The organism is Actinomadura verrucosospora (genome assembly GCF_039540335.1).
Classification (GTDB): domain Bacteria; phylum Actinomycetota; class Actinomycetes; order Streptosporangiales; family Streptosporangiaceae; genus Spirillospora; species Spirillospora verrucosospora.
Genome location: NZ_BAABEV010000007.1, coordinates 39,825 through 65,824, shown reverse-complemented (window position 1 = coordinate 65,824; position 26,000 = coordinate 39,825). Strand labels below are relative to the sequence as shown.

Genomic DNA, 26,000 nt, shown 5'->3' with positions numbered 1-26,000 from the left:
ATCGGTTCGCCCCCCGCCCCGACGGCGTCAGCCGGCGGGGGCCGGTTCGAGTCCGCGGCGCGCGGCCTGCCGCATCTGCCGGTTGAGCGTAGCGGTGATGAGCTCGATCGCGTCGGGAGTGGTGGCGTCCTGCGCGCCGCTGAGCCAGCGGGTCGCCTCCGCCAGCAGCTCGACGGCCGTGTGGTCGGCTCCGGCGTCGGCCATCCTGCCGAGGACGGCGCCGAGGCGCAGCGCGGCGTCGGCGCTCCCGGACTCGGCCGCCCGCCGGTACCAGCCGGCCGCCTGCTCCAGACGGCCCTCGCGCTCGTACGTCTCGCCGAGGCCGAACGCCACGTCGGCCCAGGTCCCGTCCGTGGGACGCCCAAGGTCCTCGGGGCTCCAGGGTCGGACAGGCATACGATCACTCCGGCGGGTCGGGTCGCAGGGACATCGGTTCACAGGGGACGGGGCTTGCGCGCACGTGCCGCGCAGAATGCCATAGTGGATCCTTCAACTGAAATCCGCTACCGGTTTCGCCGGTTTGGCGAACTTTCTGCGTGACCGTACCGATACTCACGGAAAGATCCCCGTTCATCCGAACGAACGGGCCGCTCCCCGTGTCCGCGAGCATCGGCGCGCTCCTTTAACGCGACGCGGCTAGCGCACCAGGCCATGGTAATCCGGGTGTCTGTCAATCCACTTCTTGATGAACGGGCACAGCGGGACGACCGAGAAACCCTTGGAGCGGACGTCGTCCAAGGCGCCACGTGCCAGCGCACTGCCCAGGCCCTTGCCCTCGAACGCGAAGTCGACCTCGGTGTGGGTGAAGACGACGGTGCCCTCGCCCCGCTCGTACTCGGCGAATCCGGCGAGGTCGCCGTCCACCCGGATCTCGTAGCGGCTCTGCTCGGCGTTGTCGCTGATCTCGGTGCTCATGCCCTGATAATGCCCGCGACCGCGCGGAGATTCCCGCCTCAGCCGGCCTCGTAGCCGGCGCGGAGCAGGCAGTAGGTGACGGCCTCCTCCAGGGCCTGCCAGGACGCGGCGATCACGTTGTCCTCGACGCCGACGGTCCCCCACTCGCGCTCGCCGTCGCCGGACTCGACGAGCACCCGGGTCCGCGCGTCGGTGCCGTGCGCGCCCTCCAGGATGCGGACCTTGTAGTCGACCAGCTCCAGCCGCGCCAGCTCCGGGTAGAGGCGGCCGAGCGCGAGCCGCAGCGCGTTGTCGAGGGCGTTGACGGGGCCGTTGCCCTCGCCGGTCGCGATGATCCGCTCGCCCTTGGCGTGCAGCTTGACGGTGGCCTCGCTGATCATGGAGCCGTCCGGCCGGCGCTCCACGATCGACCGCCACGACTCGACCTCGAAGTGCCGCTGGCGGACGCCGGTCAGCTCCTCGCGCAGCAGCAGCTCGAACGAGGCGTCCGCGGCCTCGAAGGTGTAGCCGGTGGACTCCAGCTCCTTCACCCGGGCCACGACGGCCTTGGCCTTCTCCCCGGACAGGTCGTAGCCGAGCTCGCGGCCCTTCAGCTCGACCGACGCGCGCCCGGCCATGCTGGACACCAGCATCCGCATGTCGTTGCCGACGGCGGCCGGGTCGATGTGCTGGTACAGGTCGGGGTCGATCTTGACGGCGGACGCGTGCAGCCCGGCCTTGTGCGCGAACGCGGACACGCCCACGTACGGCTGCTGCGAGCTCGGCGCGACGTTGGTGACCTCGGAGACGGCGTGCGCGATCCGCGTCATCTCGGCGAGCTGGGCGTCGGAGACGAGGCTCATGCCCCGCTTGAGCTGGAGGTTCCCGACGACGGTGAACAGGTTGGCGTTGCCGCTGCGCTCGCCGTACCCGTTCGCGCAGCCCTGGACGTGCGTCGCGCCGGCCCGGACGGCGGCGAGCGTGTTGGCGACCGCGCAGCCGGAGTCGTCGTGGCAGTGGATGCCGACGCGGACGCCGTGGCCGACGACCTCGTGCACGACCTCGGCCAGCTCGTCCGGCAGCATGCCGCCGTTGGTGTCGCAGAGCGCGACGACGTCGGCGCCCGCCTCGGCGGCGGTGCGGACGGCCTCCAGCGCGTAGGCGCGGTTGGCCTTGTAGCCGTCGAAGAAGTGCTCGGCGTCCAGGAAGACCCGTTGGCCCTCCGCACGCAGGTGGGAGACCGTGTCGCGGATCATCGCGAGGTTCTCCTCCAGGGTGGTGCGGAGGGCCAGCTCGACGTGCCTGTCGTGACTCTTGGCGACCAGGGTCACGACGGACGCGCCGGATTCGCGCAGAGCGGCGACCTGGGGGTCGTCGGCCGCCTTCACCCCGGCCCGGCGGGTCGCGCCGAACGCGGTGAGCTGCGCGTGCCTCAGGTCGAGCTCTGTTCGAGCCCGCCTGAAGAACTCGGTGTCCTTGGGGTTGGCGCCCGGCCAGCCGCCCTCGATGAAGCCGACGCCCAGGTCGTCCAGATGTCGCGCGACCGCGAGCTTGTCGGGCACGGAGAGGTTGAGCCCCTCCTGCTGCGAGCCGTCGCGCAGAGTGGTGTCGTAGACGTGGAACGCGTCGCCTTGCATGTGAGAACCCCCAGGGGGACCAGCGCCAGGACGCAAAAAAGACCCCTCACGGACGTGAGAGGTCTGCGCGCCGGCGGTGTCCCGTTAGCTGCCGGCGCGCCAGCCGATAATCACGAGGCTGTGGCGCATGATGCTCACAGTCTGCCACATGGTCCTCGGATCTTGGACATCCGTCTCAGATGCTGGGACGTCGCCGCCGGACCCGCGGCCGCCCCGCCGCCGCCCCGCCGCCATAACGCGACTTTCTCCCCTTGGAGTCCATTGCACAATAAAGAACGATTACCAATCAAAAGATGATGGCAATACATTCCTCACCCCGAAATGCACTTGCGCTTTCACAGTAAAAGGAATGAGGATCGCACTGTCCGCCGGAGAAGGGGGATCCGATGAGCGGCGAACCGGTCCGCGGGACGGTGGCGTCCTGGGACGACGATGCCGGGTGGGGGGTTCTGGTCTCACCCGACGTGCCCGGCGAGGTCTGGGCGCACTTCTCGGACGTGCAGGCCGAACCGGGTGCCTTCGCCTCGCTCGATCCGGGCGAGAGCGTGCTCTTCACCTGGGAGGAGGCCGAGCAGGACGGCTACGCCTACCGCGCGCTGTACGTGCGGTCGGTCGGCCGCGGCTGAGCACCCGGGCGGCGGGCTGACCGAGGCCGTCCACCCGACGTGGCGGACGGCGAACCTTTCCGAAGGGAATTCCTGGAATGCGCATGCACACATACGGCCGGGTCGCGGCCGCTTCCGGAACGGCGCTGGTGATGGCGCTCGGCACCGTGTCCACCGCGTCCGCCGCATCCGCCGCGTCCGCGGCCGAGCGTCCGGAACGCGCCGCACCCACCCATTACTTCACGTTCACGAAAAGCCGCCAGTCGTTCGTCTACCGCGACTCGGTCGGCCGGTTCCACGCGCAGGTGAACGTGGCCAGGCCCTCCAGGGGCTACCCGATGCCGTGGCTGTTCCAGATCACCAGTGCGAGGCTCCGGGCGATCGCGCGCAGCAGGGCCGTCTGCACGGCGACCGGGCTGAACGGCCGGTACCACGACCGGCACGTCGTCCCCGTCGGCTACCTCTGGCACTCCACGGTGGCACCGCACCGCGTCCGGAAGGTCTACACGCTCTCGGGCATCTGCACCTTCGCGGTGCAGGAGGGCGGCCGCCCCGGCCGCGCCTTCGTCGGCTTCTCGTTCAACTACGCCATCAACCCGTCCTCGCGGGGCGCGGGACCGGCGAGCAAGGGCCCGGTCGTCGAGACGTCCGTGCACATCCGCCACTGAGCGGCCCGGACCGGTCCGGCGGCGCGCCGCTGCGGGCGCGCGCCGCCGGCGCCGCCGGTCAGACGATCTTGTGGACCCAGCCGTAGGGGTCGGGACGGGTGCCGTACTGGATGCCGACCAGCTCCTGGCGCAGCCGCATCGAGATCTCGCCGGGCTCGCCGTCGCCGATCGTCCACTCGCGGTCCCGGCCCTTGACCCGGCCGACCGGGCTGATGATCGCGGCGGTGCCGCAGCCGAACACCTCGGTGATCTCGCCGGAGGCGCAGCCCGCCTCCCACTCATCGATGCTGATCTTGCCTTCCTCGGTGGGCACGCCGAGGTCGGGCGCCAGCTTGAGCATCGAGTCGCGGGTGACGCCGGCGAGCAGGGTGCCGGTGAGCGCGGGGGTGAGCAGCCGGGCCTGGGCCCCGGAGCCGTAGACGAACATGAGGTTCATCGAGCCGACCTCCTCGACCCAGCGGTGCTCCACCGCGTCGAGCCAGACGACCTGGTCGCAGCCCTGCGCGACGGCCTCGGCCTGGCCGGCGAAGGACGCGGCGTAGTTGCCGCCGAACTTGGCCTCCCCGGTCCCGCCGGGCGCCGCGCGGGTGTAGTCCTGCGACAGCCACACCGAGACGGGCTTGATGCCGCGCGGGTAGTAGAGGCCGGACGGGGACGCGATGACCATGAAGAGGAACTCGTGGGCCGGGCTGTTGACGCCGAGCGCCCGCGTGGTGGCGAACATGAAGGGCCGCAGGTAGAGGCTGTGGCCCTCGGTGTCGGGCACCCAGTCCCTGTCGGTGCGGACGAGCGTCTCGACGGCGTCCACGAACAGCTGCTCGGGGATCTCCGGCATCGCCATCCGCCTGGCCGACCGGTTCATCCGCGCGGCGTTCATGTACGGCCGGAAGGTGACGATCGAACCGTCCGGCTGCCGGTAGGCCTTGAGGCCCTCGAAGAGCTCCTGGGCGTAGTGGAACACCTGCGAGGCCGGGTCCATCGGGATCGGCCCGTAGGGTTCGAGCTTCGCGTCGTGCCAGCCGCGCTCGGCCGAGTACCGGATCGTGACCATGTGGTCGGTGAAGTATCGGCCGAAACCGGGCTCGGCCAGGATCCGCGCGCGGTCCTCGGCGGTCGCGGGCCGCTCGGTGCGCGTGATCTCGAATTCCAGGGTGTCGCTCATCGCGGTCTCGTCCTCTCGCGGATGGCCCATGCTGCCCCATCGCCGCATCGGCTTCCTAGTCCCCATTGTCCTACTTCGTCTAGACCTGCTCCTCCACGCGGGCGCATACGGAAAACCGGGCGCGCCGCGAGGGCACGCCCGGTCTGGCCGGAGGCGGCGTGCCCCTAGCCGGATACTCGCTTGGCGATCGCGTCGCCGATCTGGGACGTGGACCGGGCGCCCAGCGCGGCGCGCTCGGCCAGGTCGTCCGAGACGGCCTGCTCGACGCGGCGGGCGGCGTCGCCCTCGCCGACGTGGTCGAGCAGCATGGCGACCGACAGGATCGTGGCGGTCGGGTCGGCCTTGCCCTGTCCGGCGATGTCGGGGGCGCTGCCGTGCACCGGCTCGAACATCGACGGCGCGGTGCGGTCGGGGTTGACGTTCCCGGACGCGGCGAGCCCGATGCCCCCGGCGATCGCGGCGCCGATGTCGGTGATGATGTCGCCGAACAGGTTGTCGGTGACGATGACGTCGTACCGCCGCGGCTGGCTCACGAAGAACATCGTGGCCGCGTCCACGTGGCAGTAGTCGGTCGTGACCTGCGGGTACTCCGCGGCGACCCGCTTCAGGGTCCGCTGGTAGAGGTCACCGGCGAAGGTGAGCACGTTGTCCTTGTGGACGAGCGTGAGCTTCCTGCGCGGGCGCGACGCCGCGACCTCGAACGCGTACCGGATGACGCGCTCGACGCCGTAGGCGGTGTTGACGCTCTCCTGCGTGGCGACCTCGTGCGGGGTGCCCTTGCGCAGGACGCCGCCGACACCGGTGTACGGGCCCTCGGTGCCCTCCCGCACGACGACCATGTCGATGTCGTCCGGGGTCACGCCGGCCAGCGGGGTGCTGACGCCCGGGAACAGCTTCACCGGGCGCAGGTTGACGTAGTGGTCCAGCTCGAACCGGGTCCGCAGCAGCAGCCCGCGCTCCAGCGTGCCGCTCGGCACGCTCGGGTCGCCGACGGCGCCGAGCAGGATGACCTCCTGCTCGCGCAGTTCCTCCAGGACCGAGTCGGGCAGCGTCTCCCCCGTCCGGTGCCACCGCGCGGCGCCCAGGTCGTAGGAGGTCTGCTCGAACGTGAGGTCGCCGGACACGGCGTCGAGGACCTTCAGTCCCTCGGCGACCACCTCGGGGCCGATCCCGTCCCCCGGGATGACGGCCAGACGAATGCTGCGCGAAGCCATGCGCGCACTCTACTGCAAACGTCTCAGTGCTTGGGCTTTCGTCTCACATCGCGGGCATTCAGCGCGCCAGCCCGCAATCACCGCACATGCCACCACCAGGGACGCGGTAATACAAGCAGCAATTGTTCCGGACGAACCCGCGCGGCCCGAAGGACCCGGCCCCGACCAGTGGTTCCCGCGTGAGCAGCGCCCGCACGATCGCGGCACGCCCGGGATCGGCGGCCCCCACGTTCAGGCTCCCGGCGAGGGCCGAGGCCGCGTTGCCCCAGACCAGCCCGTCCGCGAGCCTGACGAAGTCCAGCAGCGCCTCCCGCAGCGGCCGCAGCAGCCCGTCCACGACCATGGGATGGACGATCTCGACGGCCTCGGCCACGCTCCCGACGCGCCACCCGCGCACGTCGGCGAGCCCCAGCATGATCGGCTCACCCGGCGCCCACCGCCACCGCACCCCCGAAAGATCGGGCACGACCCCGAGCGCCGCCGCGGCGACGACCGGCGACCAGATCCGCGCCGCGAGCCCCTGGAAGAGCAGCGAGGCTGCCACCCGGGTCTCATCGGTCCCGAGCCGCCCGGCATGGTCGCGGACGACCTCCCGCAGCCGTCCGGCACCCCCGGGAAACACCCCCCAGCCGGCCTCGCCGGAGACCTCCTCCGCAACGAGCTCGAAATAGGGCCCAAGCCCGGCAACGCGCCCCAGCACGCTACGAACCTCGGCACTACTCACATCGCCCGCCACTCCCCCAGTCTCGCATCGGCGCCCGGGCAAGGCCCGCCCGCCCAGCACCGCAACCACGCACGCCCTCAAGGCTCGCGATCGCGTCCGAAGGCAACTCCAACCAAACGAAAACCTGAGCGCGAAGCGGCCGCCCGGCACGACGCAACGAGACTGGCGGGCAACCTCGGGCCTTAGAGGCGGCCACTACACGGCACCCGACTCGCTGACCGGACCCACTACTGCAACCGCCTCAGCCTGCCTCGCAACCCCGCGAAAACCTCAGTGGTTGCGATCGCGTCCGAAGGCAGGTTCAAGCGAAGCGAGAACCTGATCGCGCAGCGAGCCGCTAGGCGAGACGGAGCGATGCCAGCGATCGCCCCGATTTTTCGACGATGGAGGGCCTTTAGGCCCGAAGGAGGAGAAAAATCAATCAGCACGCCTTTCCAGGGCCGTCTGCAGGGCGCGGGCGGCTTCTTCCTGGGCGTCGTCGGCGGGGGCGTTGTTCCGGGTCTCGTTCATGATGGAATGCTCCGATCGCTGGGCTGGTGGCCAGAGGGGCCGCCGGGGGGCCGTGGTTCGCACGGTCCGGTTCGGCATCGGACTCACGGCCAGGCAGAGCCTCCGCAGCGGGTGCCGGCCTGCCGATGTTCAGGCCCCGCTGCGGCAGCGAAGGATTACCACGAAGCGCCGCATGACTACAGCGAGGCTACCCGCGGTTCGGCGGGTTGTCCCGACCCGTGGCTCAAAATCTCGGCATATGAGATGGGCGGGCGTCCGGCCCGTGGCCGGACGCCCGCCCGAGGCTCAGCCGTCGTGACGGCCGGCCTTCGCGTCATGCGGGGGTCGCCCCCGGCGGCTAACCCTCCAGGTCGACGCGGCGGCCCATGTCGGCGCCCACCTCGCGGCTGATGGCGTCGACGAGCTGGGGCGCGATGGCCGAGTCGACGGTGAGCGCGATGAGCGCCTTGCCGCCCTTGGCGTCGCGGCCGACCTGCATGCCGGCGATGTTGACCTGCTCGTCGCCGAGCAGCTTGCCGACGGCGCCGACGATGCCGGGGCGGTCGACGTAGGAGAAGAACGCCATGTGCTCGGTCGGGACGAGCTCCATGTTGTAGCCGTTGATCTCGATGATCCGCTCGGCGTGCTTGGGGCCGGTGAGGGTGCCCGACACCGACACGACGGAGCCGTCGGACATGGTGCCGCGCACCTGCACGACGTTGCGCCAGTCGGGGCTGTCCTCGCTGGTGGTGAGGGTGACCTCGACGCCGCGGTCGCGGGCCAGCAGCGGCGCGTTGACGAAGGTCACGGCCTCCTCGATGACGTCCACGAAGACGCCCTTGAGCGCGGCCAGCTCCAGGACCTTGACGTCGTGCTCGGCGATCTCGCCGCGGACCACCACGTCCAGCCGGACGGGGACGCCGCCGGCGAGGGCGGTGAAGATGCGGCCGAGCTTCTCGGCGAGCGGCAGGCCGGGCTTGACGTCCTCGGCGACGGCGCCGCCCTGCACGTTCACCGCGTCCGGGACGAACTCGCCGGACAGCGCGAGCTTCACGGAGCGGGCGACCTGGGTGCCCGCCTTCTCCTGCGCCTCGTGGGTGCTGGCGCCGAGGTGCGGGGTGACGACGACGCTGTCGTGGTGGAACAGCGGGCTCTCGGTGCACGGCTCGGTGCTGAACACGTCGATGCCGGCGCCGGCGACGCGGCCGTCCTTGAGCGCGAGGTCGAGGGCCGCCTCGTCGACGATGCCGCCGCGGGCGGCGTTGACGATGCGGACGGACGGCTTGACCTGCTGGAGCTCGCGGTCGCCGATGAGGCCGAGGGTCTCGGGCGTCTTCGGCAGGTGGACGGTGATGAAGTCGCTCTCGCGGAGCAGCTCGTCGAGCGTGACGAGCTTCACGCCGAGCTGCGCGGCGCGGGCGGCCTGGACGTAGGGGTCGAAGGCGATGACGTTCATGTCGAACGCGGCGAGGCGCTGGGCGACGAGGACGCCGATGCGGCCGAGGCCGAGCACGCCGACGGTCTTGCCCTGGAGCTCGACGCCGGTGTACTTGGAGCGCTTCCACTCGCCCTGCTTGAGCGCGGAGTGGCCCTGCGGCACGTTCCGGGCGGTGGCCAGGAGCAGCGCGATCGCGTGCTCGGCGGCGGTGACGATGTTGGACGTGGGCGCGTTGACGACCATCACGCCGGCCTTGGTGGCGGCCTCCACGTCGACGTTGTCGAGGCCGACGCCGGCCCGGGCGACGACCCGGAGCCTCTTGGCGTGCCGGAACACCTCGGCGGTGACCTTGGTGGCGCTGCGGACGATCAGGGCGTCCACGTCGGCGACGGCGGGCAGCAGTTGTTCTTTGTCGCTGCCGTCGACGTGGCGGACGTCGTAGTCGGCCTCCAGGACGGCGATGCCGGCCGGGGAGAGTTCTTCTGCGACGAGGACGACGGGCTTGCTCAAGTGGAAACAGTCCTTCGAGAAAAGTAGGTGTTCGTGTGCTGTGCAGGTGAAGTCGCGAGTCACCTCGTCGTGCCCTCGCCCCCTCCGGTGAGTCTATAACCCGGGGGCGGCGGGGGTTCGCGGCAGGGAAAGACCCGTCAGTAACTCCTGTTCGTCCTGCGTTGTAATGATTCGTCAGGCGGCGTTCGGCTCCGGCACGGAGGCGAGCACGGACGCGACCCGCTCGGCGTCACCGACGTGCACGTGCGGGACGTCCACGAACACCCGCAGCGGCCCGGGCGGCAGCCCCAGCTCGTCGGCGACCTGGACCTGCACCTCGCGGAGCGGGATGTAGGCCAGGTAGGCGCGGTGGACGTTCTGCGACCGGAACATCGCCGTCATGATCAGACGGTAGCCGCGAATGCGGAACGACAGCGCGGTGAGCGCCGGCAGCCCGTCGGCCGGCTCGCCCGGGATCGTGAGCGAGATCCAGGCGCTGGTGGTCCACGGCCTCGCGCGCAGCAGGTCCACCACCCACCGGATCTGGTCGTGGCCCTGCAGGTCGTGCAGCCGCGGCCAGAACCGCCCGCGGACGGCCCGGCGGGTGCGCTCCTGCGCCCGGCGGACCAGGCGCGCCCGGTCGCCGTACTCGCGCAGGATCGGGTCCTCCCAGCTCAGCGAGCAGATCTCGAACAGCAGCGGCGGCCCCTCGATGATGGGCCCGCCGTCCTCCAGCCCCGCCTCCCCGGCCGCCCACACGTGCCGCAGGACGCCGATCCACGCCCGCCCGCACGTCTCGAAGCGCCGGACGTCCCGGTCCTCCCGCCCCGGCATGTCCTCCCGCCCCGGCATGTCACGGCTCCCCGCCGTGACCGGTTCCCCGGTCCGCCGCGCGGATCGTCGGGGATTCGCCTGCCCGTCGCATTGCCCGCCGGACGAGAAATTCCGGGCCACCGCCCACCGGTGCCCTCGCCTCGCCGCCGTTCAGCCTCACACCGCTCATGTACACGCCCCAAGGCCCGCTCCGGCCGAGGTCACGGGGTGTTCGCGCAGGCTCTCCTCCCGCGCCGGCCCCGGCCGTAACGGCTTTCTTCAAGTATCTGGCAAAGTACCCAGAAAGGGTAGGGATGATTGGCCGGGAGGCGCCTTCACTCGAATTCTTACCCGTGCGACGATGATCGGTCATCGGACAATCTGTCCAAAAGCCGCGTTTCGCCTTATCAGGCGTTCGCCTTACCGGGGACCCGCCCGCCGGGCCCCGCCTCACCAGGGATCGGGGACGTCCTTGTGCAGGACGACGTAGCCCTCTCTCTGGAAGACCTCCCGGTACCCCTCCGCCTTGAGCCCCTCGACCCGCCGCCGCTGCTCGGCGGGCGAGGCGAAGGGGAACTCCAGCCGCTCCACCTGGGCGATCACCCAGGGCGCGCCGTGCGAGCGGTCGTCCCACAGCAGCACGCGGGCGCGGGACGTCAGCGCCGGGCCGAGGCCGTTCGCGGCCTCGACGAGCGCGCCGTCCGGGATGCGTTCGACGGCCGCGGACGCGGCCCGGACCCGCTCGTTCGGCCGCCACAGCGCGGGGTCGGCCAAATGGCGATAGGCGAAGAACGGCGCGAAAGCGACCGTGACCGCGAGGATTCCCGCCATCGGCGCGGCGGACGGCAGACGTCCCGGCGCGCCTCGCGCGAATCGGGCCCGTCCGCGCAGCCGGGCCGCGCCGTCGGCGGCCGCCAGGACGAGCACGGCGACGATGAACGCGTTGTAGTGGTAGTGGGGCTCCCACCAGTTGCTGAACCGGCTGGCGAGCATCCGCTCGGCGAGCAGCGGGACGGCGGTGAGGGTCAGCGGTGACGCCAGCGGCAGCAGGAGCAGCGGGAGCAGCACCAGAGCCATCGTGAGGAGCTTCTGCGGCGGGTCGCCGAGGACGCGGAGGACGTCCCAGGGATGGGTGACGGCGTGCACCGCGGCGTGGGGAAGGTCAGGGCCGAGCGCCCCGTACGCCCAGTAGTAGTCGTTGTCCCCGCCGAACGCCGCGACGGCCACACGCGAGCAGGCCCAGGTCGCGGCGACCCCCGCCGCGACGTAGGCCAGGCCGGCCCGCCGGTCTCCCGGCGGCAGGAGTCCGCGCAGGCCGCGCAGGCCCCGCAGGCTCCGCCGCCCCCGCCCGGTGGGACGGGTGAGCAGGTAGAGGCCGAAGCCCGCGAGCAGCAGCCCCATGTCCTCCTTCACCAGGAGCAGGGCGAACGCGGCGGCCGCCGCCTGGAGCCGCCGTCCCGCGTCGTGCCGCTCGACCATCAGCGCCGACAGCAGCGGCACGAAGGCGACCTCGTGGAAGTCGAAGGCGAGCGCCTCGGCGATCGGCCAGGACAGCGCGTAGGCGCCCGCGGCGCAGTAGGCGGCACGGGCGCCGAGCCTGCGCTCGGTGTACCGCCAGATCGGCGGGATCGCGAGCGCGAGCAGGACGGCCTGGGCGACCAGCAGGGTCGCCGGTCCGTCGTGGATCCAGTAGAGCGGCGCGAGCAGGGCGAGGAGGGGCGAGAAGTGGTCGCCGAGGATCGAGAAGTCCGGGCCGAAGTCGTTGTGGACGCCCTTGACGATGGCGACCGGCAGGCCGAACCGGCTGTAGGAGCGGATCGCCTGGTCGAAGATCACCAGGTCGTAGCTGCCCGTCCGGAAGGCGCGCAGCCGCATCAGCGAGTACGTCCCGTACAGCAGCGCGCTCGCCGCGACCAGCGCCGCCAGGGCGGCGCGCCGGCGGCGGGCGCCCCCGCGGCCCGCGGAGGAGCCGCCCGCCGGTCCCTGCACCGCCACCGCCTCGACCACGCGCCGGACGCTATCACCAGCGCCGGCGCGTGGTTGAGGGGCCCCGGGCGTCCCTACCCGGGGGTGCGCCGGACCGCGGGGAGGCGGCCGCCGGTCACCGCGCCGGCGACGAGCGCCGCGACGAGCGGGACGCCGATCGCCAGTGCGATCAGGAGCAGCCACGGGATGTCGACGATCGTGCCGTGCGGGGCGGCGCCGGTCTCCTCCAGGCTGTCGGTGAGCGGGCGCGTCACCGCGAGGCCGGGGACGAGCCCGCCGGCGATGCCGAGCCAGCAGCCGAGCCCGGCGATGAAGGCGCCCCGGCCCATCGTCAGCAGCCGGCCGGTGCGGGGCCGCGCGCCGACGGCGCGCAGGGTCGCCAGGTCGGGACGGGCGTCCGCGGCGGCGAGCCCGGTGGCGATCAGGGTGGCGCCGAGCGCCAGGGCGGCCGCGGCCCCGCCGAGCATCAGCGTGACGCTCCCGTACGACTCGGTGAAGCCCCGTTCGACGCGCACCGCGCTGTCGCTGGGGCCGAAGGCCCGCATGGTCCTGGTCAGCCGGGCCTGCTCGGCCTTGGTGACCCGGTGGTCGGCGCGGTCGATCCCGAACGCCTCCGTCCGGACGGGCAGGCCCGTCTTCCCGGCGAGCGTCTCCGCGACCTTGGGCGGGACGATGGCGGGCACGTGCGGGTCGCCCTGGGCGGCGACGGCCGGCAGGTCCTTGATCGTCGCGAGCGTGTGCTCCTTGTCGTCGTCCCAGTAGGTCACGGCGGCGCTGACCGTCCCGTGGTCGGGCGGCCGCGCCCGGAACAGGACGATCTTGCCCGCGTCCAGCGCCGAGGACACCGCGGGATCGTCGCGGCCGAGCAGCATCCGGGCCTCCCGGGGACCGCCGGCCACGACCTGCAGGACCTCGGCCTGCGGCCCGGCGCGCTTGACCGAGAGGGAGAGCGAGAGGCACTTCGCGCTGTCCCCGCCCAGGCATTCCCCCCAGGGCCCAGGGAGGGTGCGCAGCGGGACGAGGGGCACGCCCGGCAGGTCGCGCCGGACGGCGGCGGCCACGGCGCCCTCCTGCTCGGCATGCGTCACACGGATCAGCGCCGAGCCGTGGGGCAGCACCGCCTGGTACTCCACCTGCCGCTGCCGGAAGTCGCTGGCGCCCCCGATGGCCAGCGCGGTGACGCCCGCCACGGCCGCCATGATCGCGGCGACCGCGGGCGCGGTGCGGGCCCGGTTGCGGGCGCCGTCCCGGACGGCGAGGCGCAGCGGCAGCGGCAGCCGTGGCGCGAGCCGCCCGGTCGTCTCGACGATCCACGGACCGGCGAGGACCAGGCCGATGATGATCGCCACGGCGCCGAGCGCGGCGCCGAACTCGCGCAGCACCCGGACGCCCTCCAGGGATCCCGCCACGCCCGCCACGACGAGGACGCCGCCGGCGATCGGCAGACCGCGCCGCGCCCGGCCGGGCGGTTCGCGGCGGCCGGCGAGGGCGGCGACCACGTCCATCCGGCCGGCCTGGCGCGCGGGCACCAGGGCGGCGAGCACCCCGCTGCCGGCGCCGAGCAGCATCGTCACGGCGACGACGGTCCACGGCACGGTCAGCGGGCCGAGCCCGTCCGGTCCGGACCCGAGCCGCGCGACGACGGCCGCGGCGGCGATGCCGAGCCCGGCCCCGGCCAGCGCGGCGATCCCGCCGAGGAGCAGGCCGCTCGCCAGGACGACGGCGCGCAGGTGCCGGCCCGCACCGCCCGACGCCGCGACGAGCGCGAGCTCGCGGCGCCGCCGCCGGACGTCCACCATGAACGCCGGCCCGGCGAGCAGGACGACCTCCAGCACGACCATCGCGACGATCATCGCGAGCACGGCCGACTCGGCGGCGCTCGGGGCGCCGGACTCCGCGTCGGCCCCCGCACCGGCGGTCGAGCGCAGCACGGCCAGGGCGACGACGACGCCGATCGGCAGGCCGATCATGGACAGCACGAGCGCCGTGCGGCCCTTGGCGCGCAGCGCGTCCTGGCGGGCCATGCGCAGCGCGAAGACGTAGCGGTTCACAGGTTCTCCTGAAGGAGGCTCTCGGGGCCGGTGGCACCGGGCGTGGCGTCGACGATCCGGCCGTCGCGCAGGAACACGATCCGGTCGGCCCAGGCGGCGTGCCGCGACTCGTGCGTGACCATCAGGCAGGACGCGCCCGCGTCGCAGCGGGCCCGCAGCACGCGCAGCACGTCCTCGCCGGTGTGGCTGTCGAGCGCCCCGGTCGGCTCGTCGGCCAGGACGAGCCGCCGCTCGCCGACCAGCGCGCGGGCGATCGCGACGCGCTGCTGCTGGCCGCCGGACATCTCGTCGGGGAAGCGGTCGGCCAGCTCGGCGACGCCGACCTCCGCGAGCGCCTCACGCGCCTCGCGGCGGGCCGTGCGGGCGCGGACGCCGTCCAGCTCGCGCGGCAGCATGACGTTCTCGGCCGCGGTGAGGCTCGGGATGAGGTTGAGGTCCTGGAAGACGTAGCCGACGCCGCGGCGGCGCAGCGCGGCCCGCCCGGCCCGGCCGAGTCCGGCGAGGTCGGCGCCGTCCACCAGGATCCGGCCGGCCGTGGGGTGGTCGAGCCCGCCGGCGAGCGTCAGCAGGGTCGACTTGCCGGAGCCCGAGGGGCCCATCACGGCGACGAACTCCCCCGCCGCGACGTCCAGCGTCACCTCGCGCAGCGCGTGGACGAGGGACGGGCCGGCGCCGTGGTCGCGGGACACCTCCCGCATCGCAAGAAGGCTCATCGCCGCGCCTCCTCGTCGACCGGAGCGGGCGCCTCGACCGAGGCGGGCGCGGTGGCCTCGGCGCGGGCGACGTAGGCCTCGCAGTGGTCCAGCCAGCGGACCTCGGCCTCCGCCTGGAAGATCATGGATTCCAGGACGAGCCGCCACGCGCGGTCGCCCTGGTCGGCGGGGACGGCGGGCGCGCCGGCCTTGAGGCGGGTGAGGTCCTGCAGGGTGCGCAGCGTGGCGGTGCGCTGGGTCTGGACGACGTGCGCGGTGTCGACGCCGGGCGTGGTGACGGCCATCGCCAGCTTGATCGCCAACTCGTCGCGGGGGCGGTCGGAGCGGGCGATGGGGGTGGCGAACCACCGCCGCACGTCCTCCTCCCCCGCGGGGGTGATCCGGTAGACGAACCGGCCCTCGTCGTCGGCGTCCCCGCGCGTGACGAGCTCGTCGCGTTCGAGGCGGGACAGGGTGGAGTAGACCTGGCCGATGTTGAGCGGCCAGGTGGCGCCGGTGGACGACTCGAACTCGGCGCGCAGCTGGTAGCCGTAGCGGGGCCCCTGGGACAGCAAGGCGAGCAGACCGTGACGGATGGACATGCCTACCAAGTATGCATACCGAGTATGCGGCAGGCAATACCGAGTATGCATCCGAGACGACACACCGGCCGGTTTTCACTGTGCGCGACGGGTCGGGGCCTTACCGTGACCGAAGTCCCCGGCCGATCAGGAGATGCCCCGTGACCTCGGACAGCACCATCAGCGTCCTGCGCGACGTCCTGCGCGTGTACGACCACCGCTTCCTGGCCCTGGACGGCCCCCAGCGGGAGCGGCTCCTGGAGGGCACCCGCCGCGTCCTCGGCGAGGAGGGGCTGAGCGAGGCCGCCCGCGCGGCGATGCCCGCGTCCGTTCGGCTCAGGGCGTTCTGCATCCAGCACGGCCTGCGCGACGAGCTGGAGCGGCTGATCCGGGACGAGGTCGAGGGGGCCCCGGCGGGCGCGGTCGTGGTCGGCGGCCGGATCTACGCGATGTACCCCTACCTGCGCGGCGTCTCCCGGCAGGACGCCGACATCACCACCGAGGTCGGCGTCGAGCACCGCCTGGAGGCCGTCTGCTGGCAGGGCAGGAAGGTGCGCATCCGCGGGGCCGCCGCCCTCCAGCGCGTCGAGACCGGCCGGACGTCCGTCGACGTCGTCCTGCGGGAACGCTCGTCCGGCAAGGAGCACGGCTTCGTCGCCGATCCCCGCGCGGGCCGGTCCGGAGGGTTCGAGGTCGTCGCCGACCCGGCCGCCGTGGAACCGGGGCGCTGGGACGTGCACGTCACCGCGACCGCGCTCGGCGTCACCCGCGAGGCCCGATTCGGGTCCGTGCGCGCCGAGGGGGTCAAGGCGGCGGCGCAGCGGCGGGCCGTCGGAACCAAGGACGTCACCGTCTACTTCACCAAGGGCGGCCACCTGGCCCTGCTCGTGGCCGAGGCCGCCGAGCCCGCCTCACTGCGCGCCAGGATCCGCCGCCGCCTCCGCCGCTGAGCCCACGGGCCCGCGCGGCGCCGCCGGGCATGCGAAGGCGCGGGGACCGCGCACCGGTCCCCGCGCCGTCACGGAACGGCTCAGTCGTTGAGCCAGCTCATCATCGGGCGCAGCTCGGCGCCCGTCTTCTCGATCGGGTGCTGCGCCAGCTCCTCGCGGTACTGCGTGAACTTCTTCTGGCCGCCCTCGAACTCGTCCACCAGCTCCTTGGCGTACTCGCCGGACTGGATCTCGCCGAGGATCTTCTTCATCGCGGCCTTGGTCTCCGGCGTGATCACGCGCGGGCCGCGGCTGTAGCCGCCGTACTCGGCGTTGTCGGACACCGACCAGTACATCTTGGACACGCCGCCCTCGTACATCAGGTCGACGATCAGCTTCATCTCGTGGAGGACCTCGAAGTAGGCGACCTCCGGCTGGTAGCCGGCCTCGGTCAGCACCTCGAACCCGGTCTTGATCAGCTCGGAGACGCCGCCGCACAGCACCGCCTGCTCGCCGAACAGGTCGGTCTCGGTCTCCTCGGTGAAGGTCGTCTTGATGCCGCCCGCGCGCAGGCCGCCGATGGCCTTGGCGTAGGACAGCGCCAGCGGCCAGGCGTTGCCGGACGCGTCCTTCTCCACGGCCACGATCACCGGCACGCCGCGCCCGGCGACGAACTGGCGGCGCACGAGGTGGCCCGGGCCCTTCGGCGCCACCATGGCCACGTCCACGCCCTCCGGCGGCTGGACGAGGTCGTAGCGGATGCTGAAGCCGTGGCCGAAGAACAGCGCGTCGCCCTCGACGAGAGCGGGCTTGATGTCCTTCTCGAAGATCTCCCGGTGGTGGTGGTCGGGGGCCAGCAGCATGATCAGGTCGGCCTCCTCGGCGGCCTCCGCCGGGGTGACCACGCGCAGGCCCTCGGCCTCCGCCTTCTCCCGGCTGGCCGACCCCTCGCGGAGCCCGACCCGCACGTCGACGCCGGAGTCGCGCAGCGAGAGCGCGTGCGCGTGCCCCTGGCTGCCGTAGCCGATGATCGCCACGTGCCGGCCCTGGATCACGCTCAGGTCGGCGGCGTCGTCGTAGAACATCTCAGCCACAGTGCTGTTGCCTTTCGTTGGTGTGGTTGGTGCCGCCCGAGGGCGGCGTGCGGGTCGCGGGTCAGGCGCTGCGCTCGATGGACCGCAGCGAGCGGTCGGTGATGGACCGGGCGCCGCGGCCGATGGCCACCATGCCCGACTGCACCAGCTCCTTGATGCCGAACGGCTCCAGGATCCTGATGAACGCGTCCAGCTTGTCGCGGTTGCCCGTCGCCTCGATCGTGACGGCGTCGGGCGCGACGTCCACCACCTTGGCGCGGAACAGCGTCACGGTCTCCAGGACCTGCGAGCGGGTCTCGGCATCGGCGCGCACCTTGACCAGCACGAGCTCGCGCTGGACGGACGCCGAGGAATCCAGCTCGACGATCTTCAGCACGTTGATCAGCTTGTTCAGCTGCTTGGTGACCTGCTCCAGCGGCAGGTCGGCGACGTTCACCACGATCGTCATCCGGGAGATCTCCGGATGCTCGGTGGTGCCGACCGCCAGGGACTCGATGTTGAAGCCGCGCCGGGAGAACAGCGCCGCGACCCGAGCCAGGATGCCGGGCTTGTTCTCCACCAGCACCGAGAGGGTGTGCAGGCTCATCGGGGTCAGTCTCCGTTCTCCCAGTCGGGCGCCATGTCCCGGGCGATCTTGATGTCGTCGTTGGCGGTGCCGGCCGCGACCATCGGCCACACCATGGCGTCCTGGTGGACGACGAAGTCGATCACGACGGGGGCGTCGTTGATCTCCATGGCCTTGGCGATGACCTCGTCGACGTCCTCGGCCTTCTCGCAGCGCAGGCCGACGCACCCGTACGCCTCGGCGAGCTTGACGAAGTCGGGGATCCGCCTGGCCGAGTGCAAGTTCGTGTTGGAGTAGCGGCCCTCGTAGAAGAGCGTCTGCCACTGCCGGACCATCCCCAGGTTGCCGTTGTTGATGACGGCGACCTTGACCGGGATGCCCTCGATCGCGCAGGTCGCGAGCTCCTGGTTCGTCATCTGGAAGCAGCCGTCGCCGTCGATCGCCCAGACCGTGGAGTCCGGCGCGCCGACCTTGGCGCCCATCGCCGCCGGGACGGAGTATCCCATCGTCCCGGCGCCTCCGGAGTTCAGGAACGCGCCCGGCCGCTCGTACTTGATGAACTGCGCGGCCCACATCTGGTGCTGCCCGACGCCCGCGACGTAGTAGGCGTCCGGCCCGGCGATCTGCCCGATCCGCTCGATGACGTACTGCGGCGACAGCGAGCCGTCGTCGGGGGTGTCGTAGCCCAGCGGGTACGTCTCGCGCCAGGCGCTGAGCTGGCGCCACCAGTCGGTGTAGTCGCCCTTGCGGCCCGCCTCGTGCTCGTTCTGCAGGGCGACGACCAGGTCGGCGATCACCTCGCGGGCGTCCCCGACGATCGGGACGTCGGCGTGCCGGTTCTTGGAGATCTCCGCCGGGTCGATGTCGGCGTGCACGACCTTGGCGTGCGGCGCGAACCCGTCCAGCTTCCCGGTGACGCGGTCGTCGAACCGGGCGCCGAGCGCGACCAGCAGGTCGGCGCGCTGCAGGGCGCCGACCGCGCCGACCGTGCCGTGCATGCCCGGCATGCCCATGTTCAGCGGGTGGCTGTCGGGCAGCGCGCCCTTGGCCATCAGCGTGGTGACGACCGGCGCGCCGGTCAGCTCGGCGAGCACCTTCAGCTCGGCGGCCGCGCCCGCCTTCAGCACGCCGCCGCCGACGTACAGCACCGGGCGCCGCGCCTGGACGATCAGCCGCGCCGCCTCGCGGACCTGCTTGGAGTGCGGCCGGGTGACGGGCCGGTACCCGGGGAGCTGCAGCGCGACCGGCCACTCGAACCCGACCGTGGCCTGCAGGGCGTCCTTGGCGATGTCGACCAGGACGGGGCCGGGCCGCCCGGTGCCCGCGATGTGGAACGCCTCGGCGATGGTGCGGCCGATGTCCTCGGCCTGGGTGACCAGGAAGTTGTGCTTGGTGATCGGCATCGTGATGCCGGCGATGTCGGCCTCCTGGAAGCCGTCGGTGCCGATCAGCGAGGACGCGACCTGCCCCGTGATCGCCACGATCGGCACCGAGTCCATGTAGGCGTCGGAGATCGCCGTGACGAGGTTCGTCGCGCCCGGCCCGCTGGTGGCCATGCAGACGCCCACCTTGCCGGTCACCATCGCGTAGCCCTGGGCGGCGTGGCCGGCGCCCTGCTCGTGCCGGACGAGGATGTGGCGCAGCTTCCTGGAGTCGAACAGCGGGTCGTACGCCGGGAGGATCGCGCCACCCGGAATCCCGAACACGGTGTCGACGCCGACGTTCTCCAGGGCGCGGACCAGCGCCTGGGCTCCCGTCATCTGTTCGATCGTCATGATTCTGCGGTTCCTTGGGGAGTGAGTCTTGGCTCGCCGGGCAACAAAAAACCCCCGCCGCCATGGAGCGGTCGAGGGGAGGCGCGCAGGACGGAAAGCTTGGTCAGCCTGCGCGCCGACCAAGTACTACGAGGATGGTGGAGGTGCTCTGCACGTGCCCACTTTCGCCGATGTCCGGCCAACGGTCAAATCCTTGGACGCATTGTCTCATATGTCGAGACGGAGTGTCGTCCGGCAGGGGCGCCTCCCGGCATGACCGCCCCGCGCACCGCGGTCACCCCGGCAGCGGGAGCGGGACGTCGCCCGGACGGGCCTTGCCCGCGAGGTTCGTCCGCACCAGCGACTCGACCCGCTGCGCCGCCATCGGCCGCGCCACGAGGAACCCCTGGCCGCGCGGGCACCCCATCTCCCGCAGCAGCTCCAGCTGCTCGGGCCGCTCGATGCCCTCCGCCACCACGGTCAGCCCGAGGTCGCTGCCGAGCCGCACGATCGTCCGGGTGAGCAGCGTCAGGGTCTCGTCCGAACCGAGCCCCGCCACGAACGACGGGTCGATCTTGATGATGTCGACCGGGAGCTGCCCGAGGTAGGCCAGCGAGGCGTACCCGGTGCCGAAGTCGTCGATCGCGAGCCGGACGCCGAGGTCGCGCAGCTGGGACAGGCGCTCGACGTTCTGGTCGGCGTCCTCGACCAGGACCTCCTCGCGCACCTCCAGCGTGAGCGCCTGCGGCGGCAGCCCCGTCTCCGCCAGCGCCGCCGCGACCGACTCCACGAACCGGGGCGCGGCGATCTGCCGGGCGGTGAAGTTCACCGACAGGCCCACGTCCCACGAGTCGCCGCGCCAGCGGGCGACCTCCCGGCACGCCTCCCGCAGCATCCAGTCGCCGAGCGGGATCATCAGCCCGGACTCCTCGGCCAGGCCGATGAACTCCTCCGGCGGCACCGCCTCGCTCCCCCGGCGCCAGCGCAGCAGCGCCTCCACGCCGGTCACGCGGGACGTGGCCAGGTCGACGACCGGCTGGAACTCCACGGAGAACTGCTCCTCGGCGAGCGCCGCCTGCAGGTCGCTGCCGAGCTCCAGCCGCCGGACGACGTCGGCGTGCATGTGCGGCGCGTACACCTCGACGCGCCCGCCGCCGAGCTCCTTCGCGCGGGCCATCGCGAGGTCGCCGTTGCGGATCAGTTCGGCGGCGCTGCGGCGGAGCCTGCGCCCCGCGTCCGATCCGCCGCCGTTCGGCTGCTCCGCGTCGGCGGCGAAGGCGATGCCGACACTCGCCGTCAGCACGATGTGCTTGTTGCCGACCTGGTATGGGTCGACCGAAAGCACGCGAAGGAGCCGACCGGCCAGTTCGACTGTGGCGCGCGTCTCACGGTCGTCCGGCGGGAGCTGCACCAGGACCGCGAACTCGTCGCCGCCCCACCGCGCCACCGTGTCGTCGGCCTGGACGTTCGCGCGCAGCCGCCGGGCCGCCTGCGCGAGCACCTGGTCGCCGGCCGCGTGACCGTCGGAGTCGTTCACGGCGGTGAACCCGTCGATGTCGACGAACACGACCGCGGCCTTGCCGCCGGACGCCTGCCGCGACAGCACCTCCCGCGTGCGCTCCTCGAAGTACGACCGGTTCGGCAGGCCCGTCAGGCCGTCGTGGAAGGTCAGATGGGCGACCTGCCGTTGCAGCGCCGCCCGCTCGCTCAGGTCGCGGGTGGTGACCAGGAGCCGGGACGGCGCCCCGCCCGACCCCTTGTAGCGGGAGATCGTGGACTCCGTCGGCAGCCACGTCCCGTCGGCCGCGCGCAGCCGGCACGACACGCGCAGCGCGTCCTGCGGCCCCACGTCGGACGGCTCGTCCAGGAACTCGGTGAACACCTGCTGGACGCGCGGCAGGTCCTCCGGGTGGATGATCTCGTTCAGCGGGCGGCCGAGCAGCTCGTCCTGGGTGTAGCGGTAGGTCCGCAGGGCGCCCGCGCTGGCGTGCCGGACGGTGGCGTCGAGGTCGCAGATGAGCACCGCGTCGTCGATGCTCTCCGACAGGGCCCGGAAGTGCTCCTCGCCGGTGTCCACGGCCCGGCGCAGCGCCTCGTTCTCCCGCAGCAGCGCCGCCAGGCGCGCGATCAGCACCAGCGCGGCCGAGCCCGCGGCGATCGAGATCGCCGGCTCCAGGCCGTCGTTGCCGGCGATCGAGTGGCCCGCGATGAACAGCGCGGCCGCGGCGGCCACCGCGGCGGGCGCGAGACCGGGGCCGATCATGCGGCCGCACTCCTCGGCGGGCGCCGCGACGTCCTCGGGGATGTCGTCGACGGGCAGCTCCGGCTCGGCGGCCGGGCCCGTCCACGGCACCAGCAGCAGGAGCAGCAGCCCCGCCAGGCGCAGGATGTCGGACGGATCCTCGGCGGACCCGCCCCCGTCCAGCCGGACGAACGTGGTCACGATGTCGGCCGCCGCGATGGCCGCCAGCGCGCCGTACCCCATCCAGGCGAGGCGGCGGTGCCCGCGCGCGGCGCCGAGCACGAAGGGCAGCGCCCCGCAGACGAACACGATGTCGATCAGCGGGTAGAGCAGTTCCAGCAGGAACTCCGGCGGCGACTCCCCCGACCGGTGGTACAGGTTCCCGAACAGGGCCACCCAGCCGAGGACGAACAGCGCGCAGGCGCAGACGTAGGTGTCGGCGGCGTAGCGCAGCCACGTGCCCGCGTCGCGGGGCAGCCGGATCGGCGCGACCAGCCCGATGACGAGCGCGACCAGCGCGACCAGGTAGAACAGGTCGGGGACCGACAGCGACAGGGCGCTGCGGCCGGAGCCGTACGCCAGCGCGCCGCCGACCGCGCCGACGAGCCAGGAGGCGGCGGCGATGCCGTACCACCGCCAGGACGCGCGCCAGATGCCGCCGGGGGCGGCCGCCGGATCGGCGGACGGCCCGTCGGGGCGCCGGGACGACAGCAGCAGGGAGATCGCGGCGGCGCCCGCGGCGCCGGCCTCGGTCCAGGCGATGAAGGCGCGGCCGCCCCAGCCGAGCAGCGAGCCGGTGGCGTACAGCACACCGACGATCGCCGCCAGGGCGACCGGCAGCGCACGCGGCGGTACCCGCCTGGCGTAGTCGCCGCTCATCGCGCCGCGTCCCTTCCTGCCCGATGGGCTGATCGGCCCTGGCGGAGGCCGCGCCACGCCAGGGGAGTTGGGGGCCACGACCCTCGCCGCCTGGATAACGGCCCGAAGGTCACGGATGGTGCCCCGCGCCGGATCGGCGCGGACCGGTGGCGAGCGCACCGGCCTCGCCTGCCCGGGGATCAGCGACGTTGCTGCACTACGGGATCACCGTGTCGCTCACTGTACGTTCGGTAGGTCACGGAGCGATTGAGGCTGGGCGACCTTCCCGCGACGAACGGCCTCGTCTCGGATCCGTTTGGGACGTCCGAAAGCCGAACATCCCCGGATCGCCTGCTTGCCCGGGATTACGCTGCGTAACAGGGAACGGTGAGCACCCGGGATCCGTACTACCTGCGGGAGGCGCCCATGCGACAGCACACCATCCTCGCCCCGGTCGTCGTGGCCTCGGCGGCCGCGCTCCTCGCGGCCTGCTCGTCCTCGCCGTCCGGAGGCGGAGAGGGCCGGACCCCGCCGCCGGCGTCCGCCACCCCGTCCGCGACCGGCGGCGGGCCCGGCATGCCCCGCTCCGTCACCGAGAACCTCAAGGTGCCGTGGGCCGTGGCGTTCCTGCCCGGAGCCGACGCGCTGGTCACCGAACGGGACACCGCCCGGCTCCTGCGCGTCACGCCGTCCGGGCGCGCGACGACGGTCGCCACGGTGCCCGGTGTGGACGCGAAAGGTGAGGGCGGTCTCCTCGGCGTCGCGGTGTCCCCGTCTTACGGCACCGACCATTTCGTCTACCTGTACTACACGGCCGCGTCCGACAACCGTGTCGTGCGCGCCACCTATGACGGCCGTCTCAGCGACCTGAAACCGATCATCACCGGCATCCCCAAGGGCTCCATCCACAACGGGGGGCGCCTGGCCTTCGGCCCTGACAGGATGCTCTACGTCACCACCGGCGAGACCGGCGAGACCGGCATGGCGCAGGACAGGAACTCCCTCGGCGGCAAGATCCTCCGGGTCACCTCCGAGGGCGCCCCCGCGCCCGGCAACCCGTTCGGCACCCGCGTCTGGACCTACGGGCACCGCAACGTCCAGGGCCTCGCCTGGGACGACGCGGGCCGCCTGTACGCCACCGAGTTCGGCCAGGACCGCTTCGACGAGATCAACCTGATCCGCAAGGGCGGCAACTACGGCTGGCCGGTCGTCGAGGGCGTCGGCCACCGCAAGGGCTTCACCGACCCGCTCCTGACCTGGACGACCGACCAGGCGTCGCCGTCCGGCCTCGCCTACGCGAACGGTTCCCTGTGGGCCGCCGCGCTGCGCGGCGAGCGCCTCTGGCAGGTCCCCCTCGACAACGGCAAGGTGGGGCGCCCCCTCGCCCGCTTCCAGGGCCACTACGGAAGGCTGCGCGCGGTCGTCCGCACCCCCGACGGCTCACTGTGGGTGACGACCAGCAACAAGGACGGACGAGGCCAACCCCGCCCAGGCGACGACCGCATCATCGACGTCCCCCACCCCTGACCAGCACAACCCGACCGGGGACGCGTTCGGGTTCGCCGAGGCGTCTCACCATGGGTGAGACGCCTCGGCGGACGTTCGGAACCCCCGGACCGGAGGGTCAGGAGGCGCCGAGCTTCTCCAGGATCAGCTCGCGGGCGCGGCCGGCGTCGGCCTGGCCGCGGGTGGCCTTCATCACGGCGCCGACGAGCGCGCCGGCGGCGGCGACCTTTCCGGCGCGGATCTTGTCGGCCACGTCGGCGTTGCCGGCGATCACCTGGTCGATGACCGAGGACAGCTCGCCCTCGTCGCTGACGACCTTCAGGCCCCGCGCGGCGACGACCTCGTCCGGGCCGCCCTCGCCCGCGAGGACGCCCTCGAACACCTTGCGGGCCAGCTTGTCGTTCAGCTCGCCCGCGGTGATCATCGCCTGGACGCGGGCGACCTGCTCGGGCGTGATCGGCAGCTCGGCCAGTTCGACGCCCTGCTCGGTGGCGCGCCGCGACAGCTCGTTCATCCACCACTTGCGGGCGGCCGGGGCGTCGGTGCCCTGCGCGACCGTCGCCTCGATGAGGTCGACGGCGCCGGCGTTGACGACGTCCCGCAGCTCCAGGTCGGACAGCTTCCACTCCCGCTGGATGCGGGCGCGGCGAGCGGCCGGCAGCTCCGGCAGGGTGGCGCGCAGCTCCTCCACCCACTCCCGCGACGGCGCCATCGGCACCAGGTCGGGCTCGGGGAAGTAGCGGTAGTCCTGCGCCTCCTCCTTGCTGCGCCCGCTCGTGGTGCGGCCGGTGTCCTCGTGGAAGTGCCGGGTCTCCTGGACGACGGTGCCGCCCGCGTCCAGCACGCCCGCCTGCCGCTCGATCTCCGACCGGACGGACCGCTCGACCGACCGCAGCGAGTTGACGTTCTTGGTCTCGGTCCGGGTGCCCCACTTCTCGGCGCCGCGCGGCATCAGCGAGACGTTCACGTCGCAGCGCATCGAGCCCTGCTCCATGCGCACGTCCGACACGCCGAGCGACCGGACCAGCTCGCGCAGCTCCGTCGCGTACGCCCGCGCCACCAGCGGCGCCCGGTCACCGGTCGCCGGGATCGGCTTGGTGACGATCTCCACCAGCGGGATGCCCGCCCGGTTGTAGTCGACGAGGGAGTACTCGGCGCCGTGGATGCGCCCGGTCGAGCCGCCGACGTGCAGCGACTTGCCGGTGTCCTCCTCCATGTGGACGCGCTCGATCCCGATCCGGAACGTCTCGCCGTCGACCTCGACGTCCAGGTGGCCGTCCACGCAGATCGGCTCGTCGTACTGCGAGATCTGATAGTTCTTCGGCATGTCCGGGTAGAAGTAGTTCTTCCGGGCGAACCGGCACCACTCCACGATGTCGCAGTTCAGCGCGAGGCCGATCTTGATGATGCCCTCGATCGCGGCGTGGTTGGTGACCGGCAGCGATCCCGGCAGCCCCAGGCACACCGGGCACACCTGCGTGTTCGGTTCCGCGCCGAACGCCGTCGGGCACCCGCAGAACATCTTGGACGCGGTGCCGAGCTCGATGTGCGTCTCGATGCCGAGGACCGGTTCGTACTTCGCCAGCGCCTCGTCGTAGTCCATCAGGGC

Annotated in this window: 21 protein-coding genes; 4 read left to right on the top strand and 17 right to left on the bottom strand. The window is 72.4% G+C overall.

The genetic code is table 11. The features are described 5' to 3' along the window. Nucleotides 1–27 precede the first annotated feature (27 nt). The 3 genes from ABD944_RS10490 to cimA form a co-directional block, all read right to left on the bottom strand. Entirely contained in the window at nucleotides 28–396 is a 369-nt protein-coding gene (locus ABD944_RS10490) for a hypothetical protein (RefSeq protein ID WP_345174842.1), read from the bottom strand. Nucleotides 397–636: 240 nt separating this feature from the next. Further along, entirely contained in the window at nucleotides 637–915 is a 279-nt protein-coding gene (locus ABD944_RS10485) for a GNAT family N-acetyltransferase (protein ID WP_345174841.1), read from the bottom strand. 38 nt (nucleotides 916–953) lie between these two features. Then, complete coding sequence (gene cimA / locus ABD944_RS10480; RefSeq protein WP_345174840.1) at nucleotides 954–2,531, bottom strand: citramalate synthase; 1,578 nt, start codon at nucleotides 2,529–2,531, stop codon at nucleotides 954–956. Nucleotides 2,532–2,917: 386 nt separating this feature from the next. Here cimA and ABD944_RS10475 point away from each other — a divergent pair, with 386 nt between their 5' ends. Further along, nucleotides 2,918–3,157 carry a cold-shock protein gene (locus tag ABD944_RS10475; protein WP_345174838.1) on the top strand — a complete coding sequence of 80 codons (240 nt, stop codon included), beginning with the start codon at nucleotides 2,918–2,920 and terminating at the stop codon, nucleotides 3,155–3,157. A 77-nt stretch (nucleotides 3,158–3,234) separates the two neighbouring features. Continuing rightward, complete coding sequence (locus tag ABD944_RS10470) at nucleotides 3,235–3,804, top strand: hypothetical protein (RefSeq protein ID WP_345174837.1); 570 nt, start codon at nucleotides 3,235–3,237, stop codon at nucleotides 3,802–3,804. A gap of 58 nt (nucleotides 3,805–3,862) precedes the next feature. Here ABD944_RS10470 and ABD944_RS10465 read toward each other — a convergent pair whose 3' ends face one another. From ABD944_RS10465 to ABD944_RS10425, 9 genes are all read right to left on the bottom strand, one after another. Further along, nucleotides 3,863–4,966, bottom strand: a complete 1,104-nt coding sequence (locus ABD944_RS10465; protein WP_345174836.1) for a branched-chain amino acid aminotransferase — start codon at nucleotides 4,964–4,966, stop codon at nucleotides 3,863–3,865. 164 nt (nucleotides 4,967–5,130) lie between these two features. Next, a complete protein-coding gene (locus ABD944_RS10460; RefSeq protein WP_345174835.1) occupies nucleotides 5,131–6,180 on the bottom strand; it encodes a 3-isopropylmalate dehydrogenase in 1,050 nt (349 codons plus the stop codon). A 58-nt stretch (nucleotides 6,181–6,238) separates the two neighbouring features. After that, nucleotides 6,239–6,880: a (2Fe-2S)-binding protein gene (locus ABD944_RS10455; protein WP_345174834.1), complete on the bottom strand. Its 642-nt coding sequence runs from the start codon at nucleotides 6,878–6,880 to the stop codon at nucleotides 6,239–6,241. An 871-nt stretch (nucleotides 6,881–7,751) separates the two neighbouring features. Further along, nucleotides 7,752–9,341: a phosphoglycerate dehydrogenase gene (gene serA, locus ABD944_RS10450; protein WP_345174831.1), complete on the bottom strand. Its 1,590-nt coding sequence runs from the start codon at nucleotides 9,339–9,341 to the stop codon at nucleotides 7,752–7,754. Between the two features lie 174 nt (nucleotides 9,342–9,515). Then, nucleotides 9,516–10,172 carry a thymidylate synthase family protein gene (locus ABD944_RS10445; RefSeq protein ID WP_345174829.1) on the bottom strand — a complete coding sequence of 219 codons (657 nt, stop codon included), beginning with the start codon at nucleotides 10,170–10,172 and terminating at the stop codon, nucleotides 9,516–9,518. A gap of 411 nt (nucleotides 10,173–10,583) precedes the next feature. Next, on the bottom strand, nucleotides 10,584–12,140 hold the full coding sequence (locus tag ABD944_RS10440) for a DUF2079 domain-containing protein (RefSeq protein ID WP_345174828.1): 1,557 nt from the start codon (nucleotides 12,138–12,140) through the stop codon (nucleotides 10,584–10,586). Between the two features lie 53 nt (nucleotides 12,141–12,193). Continuing rightward, the gene (locus ABD944_RS10435; RefSeq protein WP_345174826.1) at nucleotides 12,194–14,170 is read right to left on the bottom strand and encodes an FtsX-like permease family protein; all 1,977 of its coding nucleotides are present in this window, start codon (nucleotides 14,168–14,170) and stop codon (nucleotides 12,194–12,196) included. Further along, nucleotides 14,167–14,883 carry an ABC transporter ATP-binding protein gene (locus tag ABD944_RS10430; protein ID WP_345174825.1) on the bottom strand — a complete coding sequence of 239 codons (717 nt, stop codon included), beginning with the start codon at nucleotides 14,881–14,883 and terminating at the stop codon, nucleotides 14,167–14,169. The genes ABD944_RS10435 and ABD944_RS10430 overlap by 4 nt, the downstream gene beginning before the upstream one ends. Next, a complete protein-coding gene (locus ABD944_RS10425) occupies nucleotides 14,880–15,464 on the bottom strand; it encodes a PadR family transcriptional regulator (RefSeq protein WP_345174823.1) in 585 nt (194 codons plus the stop codon). Before ABD944_RS10425 ends, ABD944_RS10430 begins: the two co-directional genes overlap by 4 nt. Before the next feature lie 140 nt (nucleotides 15,465–15,604). On the opposite strand from ABD944_RS10425, the gene ABD944_RS10420 reads away from it, so the two are divergent. Beyond that, nucleotides 15,605–16,393 (top strand): hypothetical protein, encoded by a 789-nt coding sequence (locus ABD944_RS10420; protein WP_345174822.1) that lies wholly within the window; start codon nucleotides 15,605–15,607, stop codon nucleotides 16,391–16,393. A gap of 80 nt (nucleotides 16,394–16,473) precedes the next feature. On the opposite strand, the gene ilvC is transcribed toward ABD944_RS10420, so the two are convergent. From ilvC to ABD944_RS10400, 4 genes are all read right to left on the bottom strand, one after another. Further along, nucleotides 16,474–17,457: a ketol-acid reductoisomerase gene (gene ilvC, locus ABD944_RS10415; RefSeq protein ID WP_345174821.1), complete on the bottom strand. Its 984-nt coding sequence runs from the start codon at nucleotides 17,455–17,457 to the stop codon at nucleotides 16,474–16,476. Nucleotides 17,458–17,527: 70 nt separating this feature from the next. Beyond that, complete coding sequence (gene ilvN, locus ABD944_RS10410) at nucleotides 17,528–18,052, bottom strand: acetolactate synthase small subunit (RefSeq protein ID WP_345174819.1); 525 nt, start codon at nucleotides 18,050–18,052, stop codon at nucleotides 17,528–17,530. A 5-nt stretch (nucleotides 18,053–18,057) separates the two neighbouring features. Beyond that, complete coding sequence (locus ABD944_RS10405; RefSeq protein ID WP_345174817.1) at nucleotides 18,058–19,929, bottom strand: acetolactate synthase large subunit; 1,872 nt, start codon at nucleotides 19,927–19,929, stop codon at nucleotides 18,058–18,060. Between the two features lie 151 nt (nucleotides 19,930–20,080). After that, the gene (locus tag ABD944_RS10400) at nucleotides 20,081–22,906 is read right to left on the bottom strand and encodes a putative bifunctional diguanylate cyclase/phosphodiesterase (protein ID WP_345174816.1); all 2,826 of its coding nucleotides are present in this window, start codon (nucleotides 22,904–22,906) and stop codon (nucleotides 20,081–20,083) included. Nucleotides 22,907–23,311: 405 nt separating this feature from the next. Here ABD944_RS10400 and ABD944_RS10395 point away from each other — a divergent pair, with 405 nt between their 5' ends. Then, nucleotides 23,312–24,412 (top strand): PQQ-dependent sugar dehydrogenase, encoded by a 1,101-nt coding sequence (locus tag ABD944_RS10395; RefSeq protein WP_378189365.1) that lies wholly within the window; start codon nucleotides 23,312–23,314, stop codon nucleotides 24,410–24,412. 97 nt (nucleotides 24,413–24,509) lie between these two features. Here ABD944_RS10395 and gatB read toward each other — a convergent pair whose 3' ends face one another. Further along, nucleotides 24,510–25,994, bottom strand: a complete 1,485-nt coding sequence (gatB, locus tag ABD944_RS10390; RefSeq protein ID WP_345175209.1) for an Asp-tRNA(Asn)/Glu-tRNA(Gln) amidotransferase subunit GatB — start codon at nucleotides 25,992–25,994, stop codon at nucleotides 24,510–24,512. Nucleotides 25,995–26,000: the final 6 nt, after the last annotated feature.

What these genes read in the sequence shown, in the direction of transcription:
- ABD944_RS10490 (WP_345174842.1), bottom strand. Translation starts at nt 396, where the DNA reads ATGCCTGTCCGACCCTGGAGCCCCGAGGACCTTGGGCGTCCCACGGAC.
- ABD944_RS10460 (WP_345174835.1), bottom strand. Translation starts at nt 6,180, where the DNA reads ATGGCTTCGCGCAGCATTCGTCTGGCCGTCATCCCGGGGGACGGGATC.
- ilvN (WP_345174819.1), bottom strand. Translation starts at nt 18,052, where the DNA reads ATGAGCCTGCACACCCTCTCGGTGCTGGTGGAGAACAAGCCCGGCATC.
- ABD944_RS10430 (WP_345174825.1), bottom strand. Translation starts at nt 14,883, where the DNA reads ATGAGCCTTCTTGCGATGCGGGAGGTGTCCCGCGACCACGGCGCCGGC.
- ABD944_RS10400 (WP_345174816.1), bottom strand. Translation starts at nt 22,906, where the DNA reads ATGAGCGGCGACTACGCCAGGCGGGTACCGCCGCGTGCGCTGCCGGTC.
- gatB (WP_345175209.1), bottom strand. Translation starts at nt 25,994, where the DNA reads ATGGACTACGACGAGGCGCTGGCGAAGTACGAACCGGTCCTCGGCATC.
- ABD944_RS10485 (WP_345174841.1), bottom strand. Translation starts at nt 915, where the DNA reads ATGAGCACCGAGATCAGCGACAACGCCGAGCAGAGCCGCTACGAGATC.
- ABD944_RS10475 (WP_345174838.1), top strand. Translation starts at nt 2,918, where the DNA reads ATGAGCGGCGAACCGGTCCGCGGGACGGTGGCGTCCTGGGACGACGAT.
- ABD944_RS10465 (WP_345174836.1), bottom strand. Translation starts at nt 4,966, where the DNA reads ATGAGCGACACCCTGGAATTCGAGATCACGCGCACCGAGCGGCCCGCG.
- cimA (WP_345174840.1), bottom strand. Translation starts at nt 2,531, where the DNA reads ATGCAAGGCGACGCGTTCCACGTCTACGACACCACTCTGCGCGACGGC.
- ilvC (WP_345174821.1), bottom strand. Translation starts at nt 17,457, where the DNA reads ATGTTCTACGACGACGCCGCCGACCTGAGCGTGATCCAGGGCCGGCAC.
- ABD944_RS10470 (WP_345174837.1), top strand. Translation starts at nt 3,235, where the DNA reads ATGCGCATGCACACATACGGCCGGGTCGCGGCCGCTTCCGGAACGGCG.
- ABD944_RS10425 (WP_345174823.1), bottom strand. Translation starts at nt 15,464, where the DNA reads ATGTCCATCCGTCACGGTCTGCTCGCCTTGCTGTCCCAGGGGCCCCGC.
- ABD944_RS10395 (WP_378189365.1), top strand. Translation starts at nt 23,312, where the DNA reads ATGCGACAGCACACCATCCTCGCCCCGGTCGTCGTGGCCTCGGCGGCC.
- ABD944_RS10445 (WP_345174829.1), bottom strand. Translation starts at nt 10,172, where the DNA reads ATGCCGGGGCGGGAGGACATGCCGGGGCGGGAGGACCGGGACGTCCGG.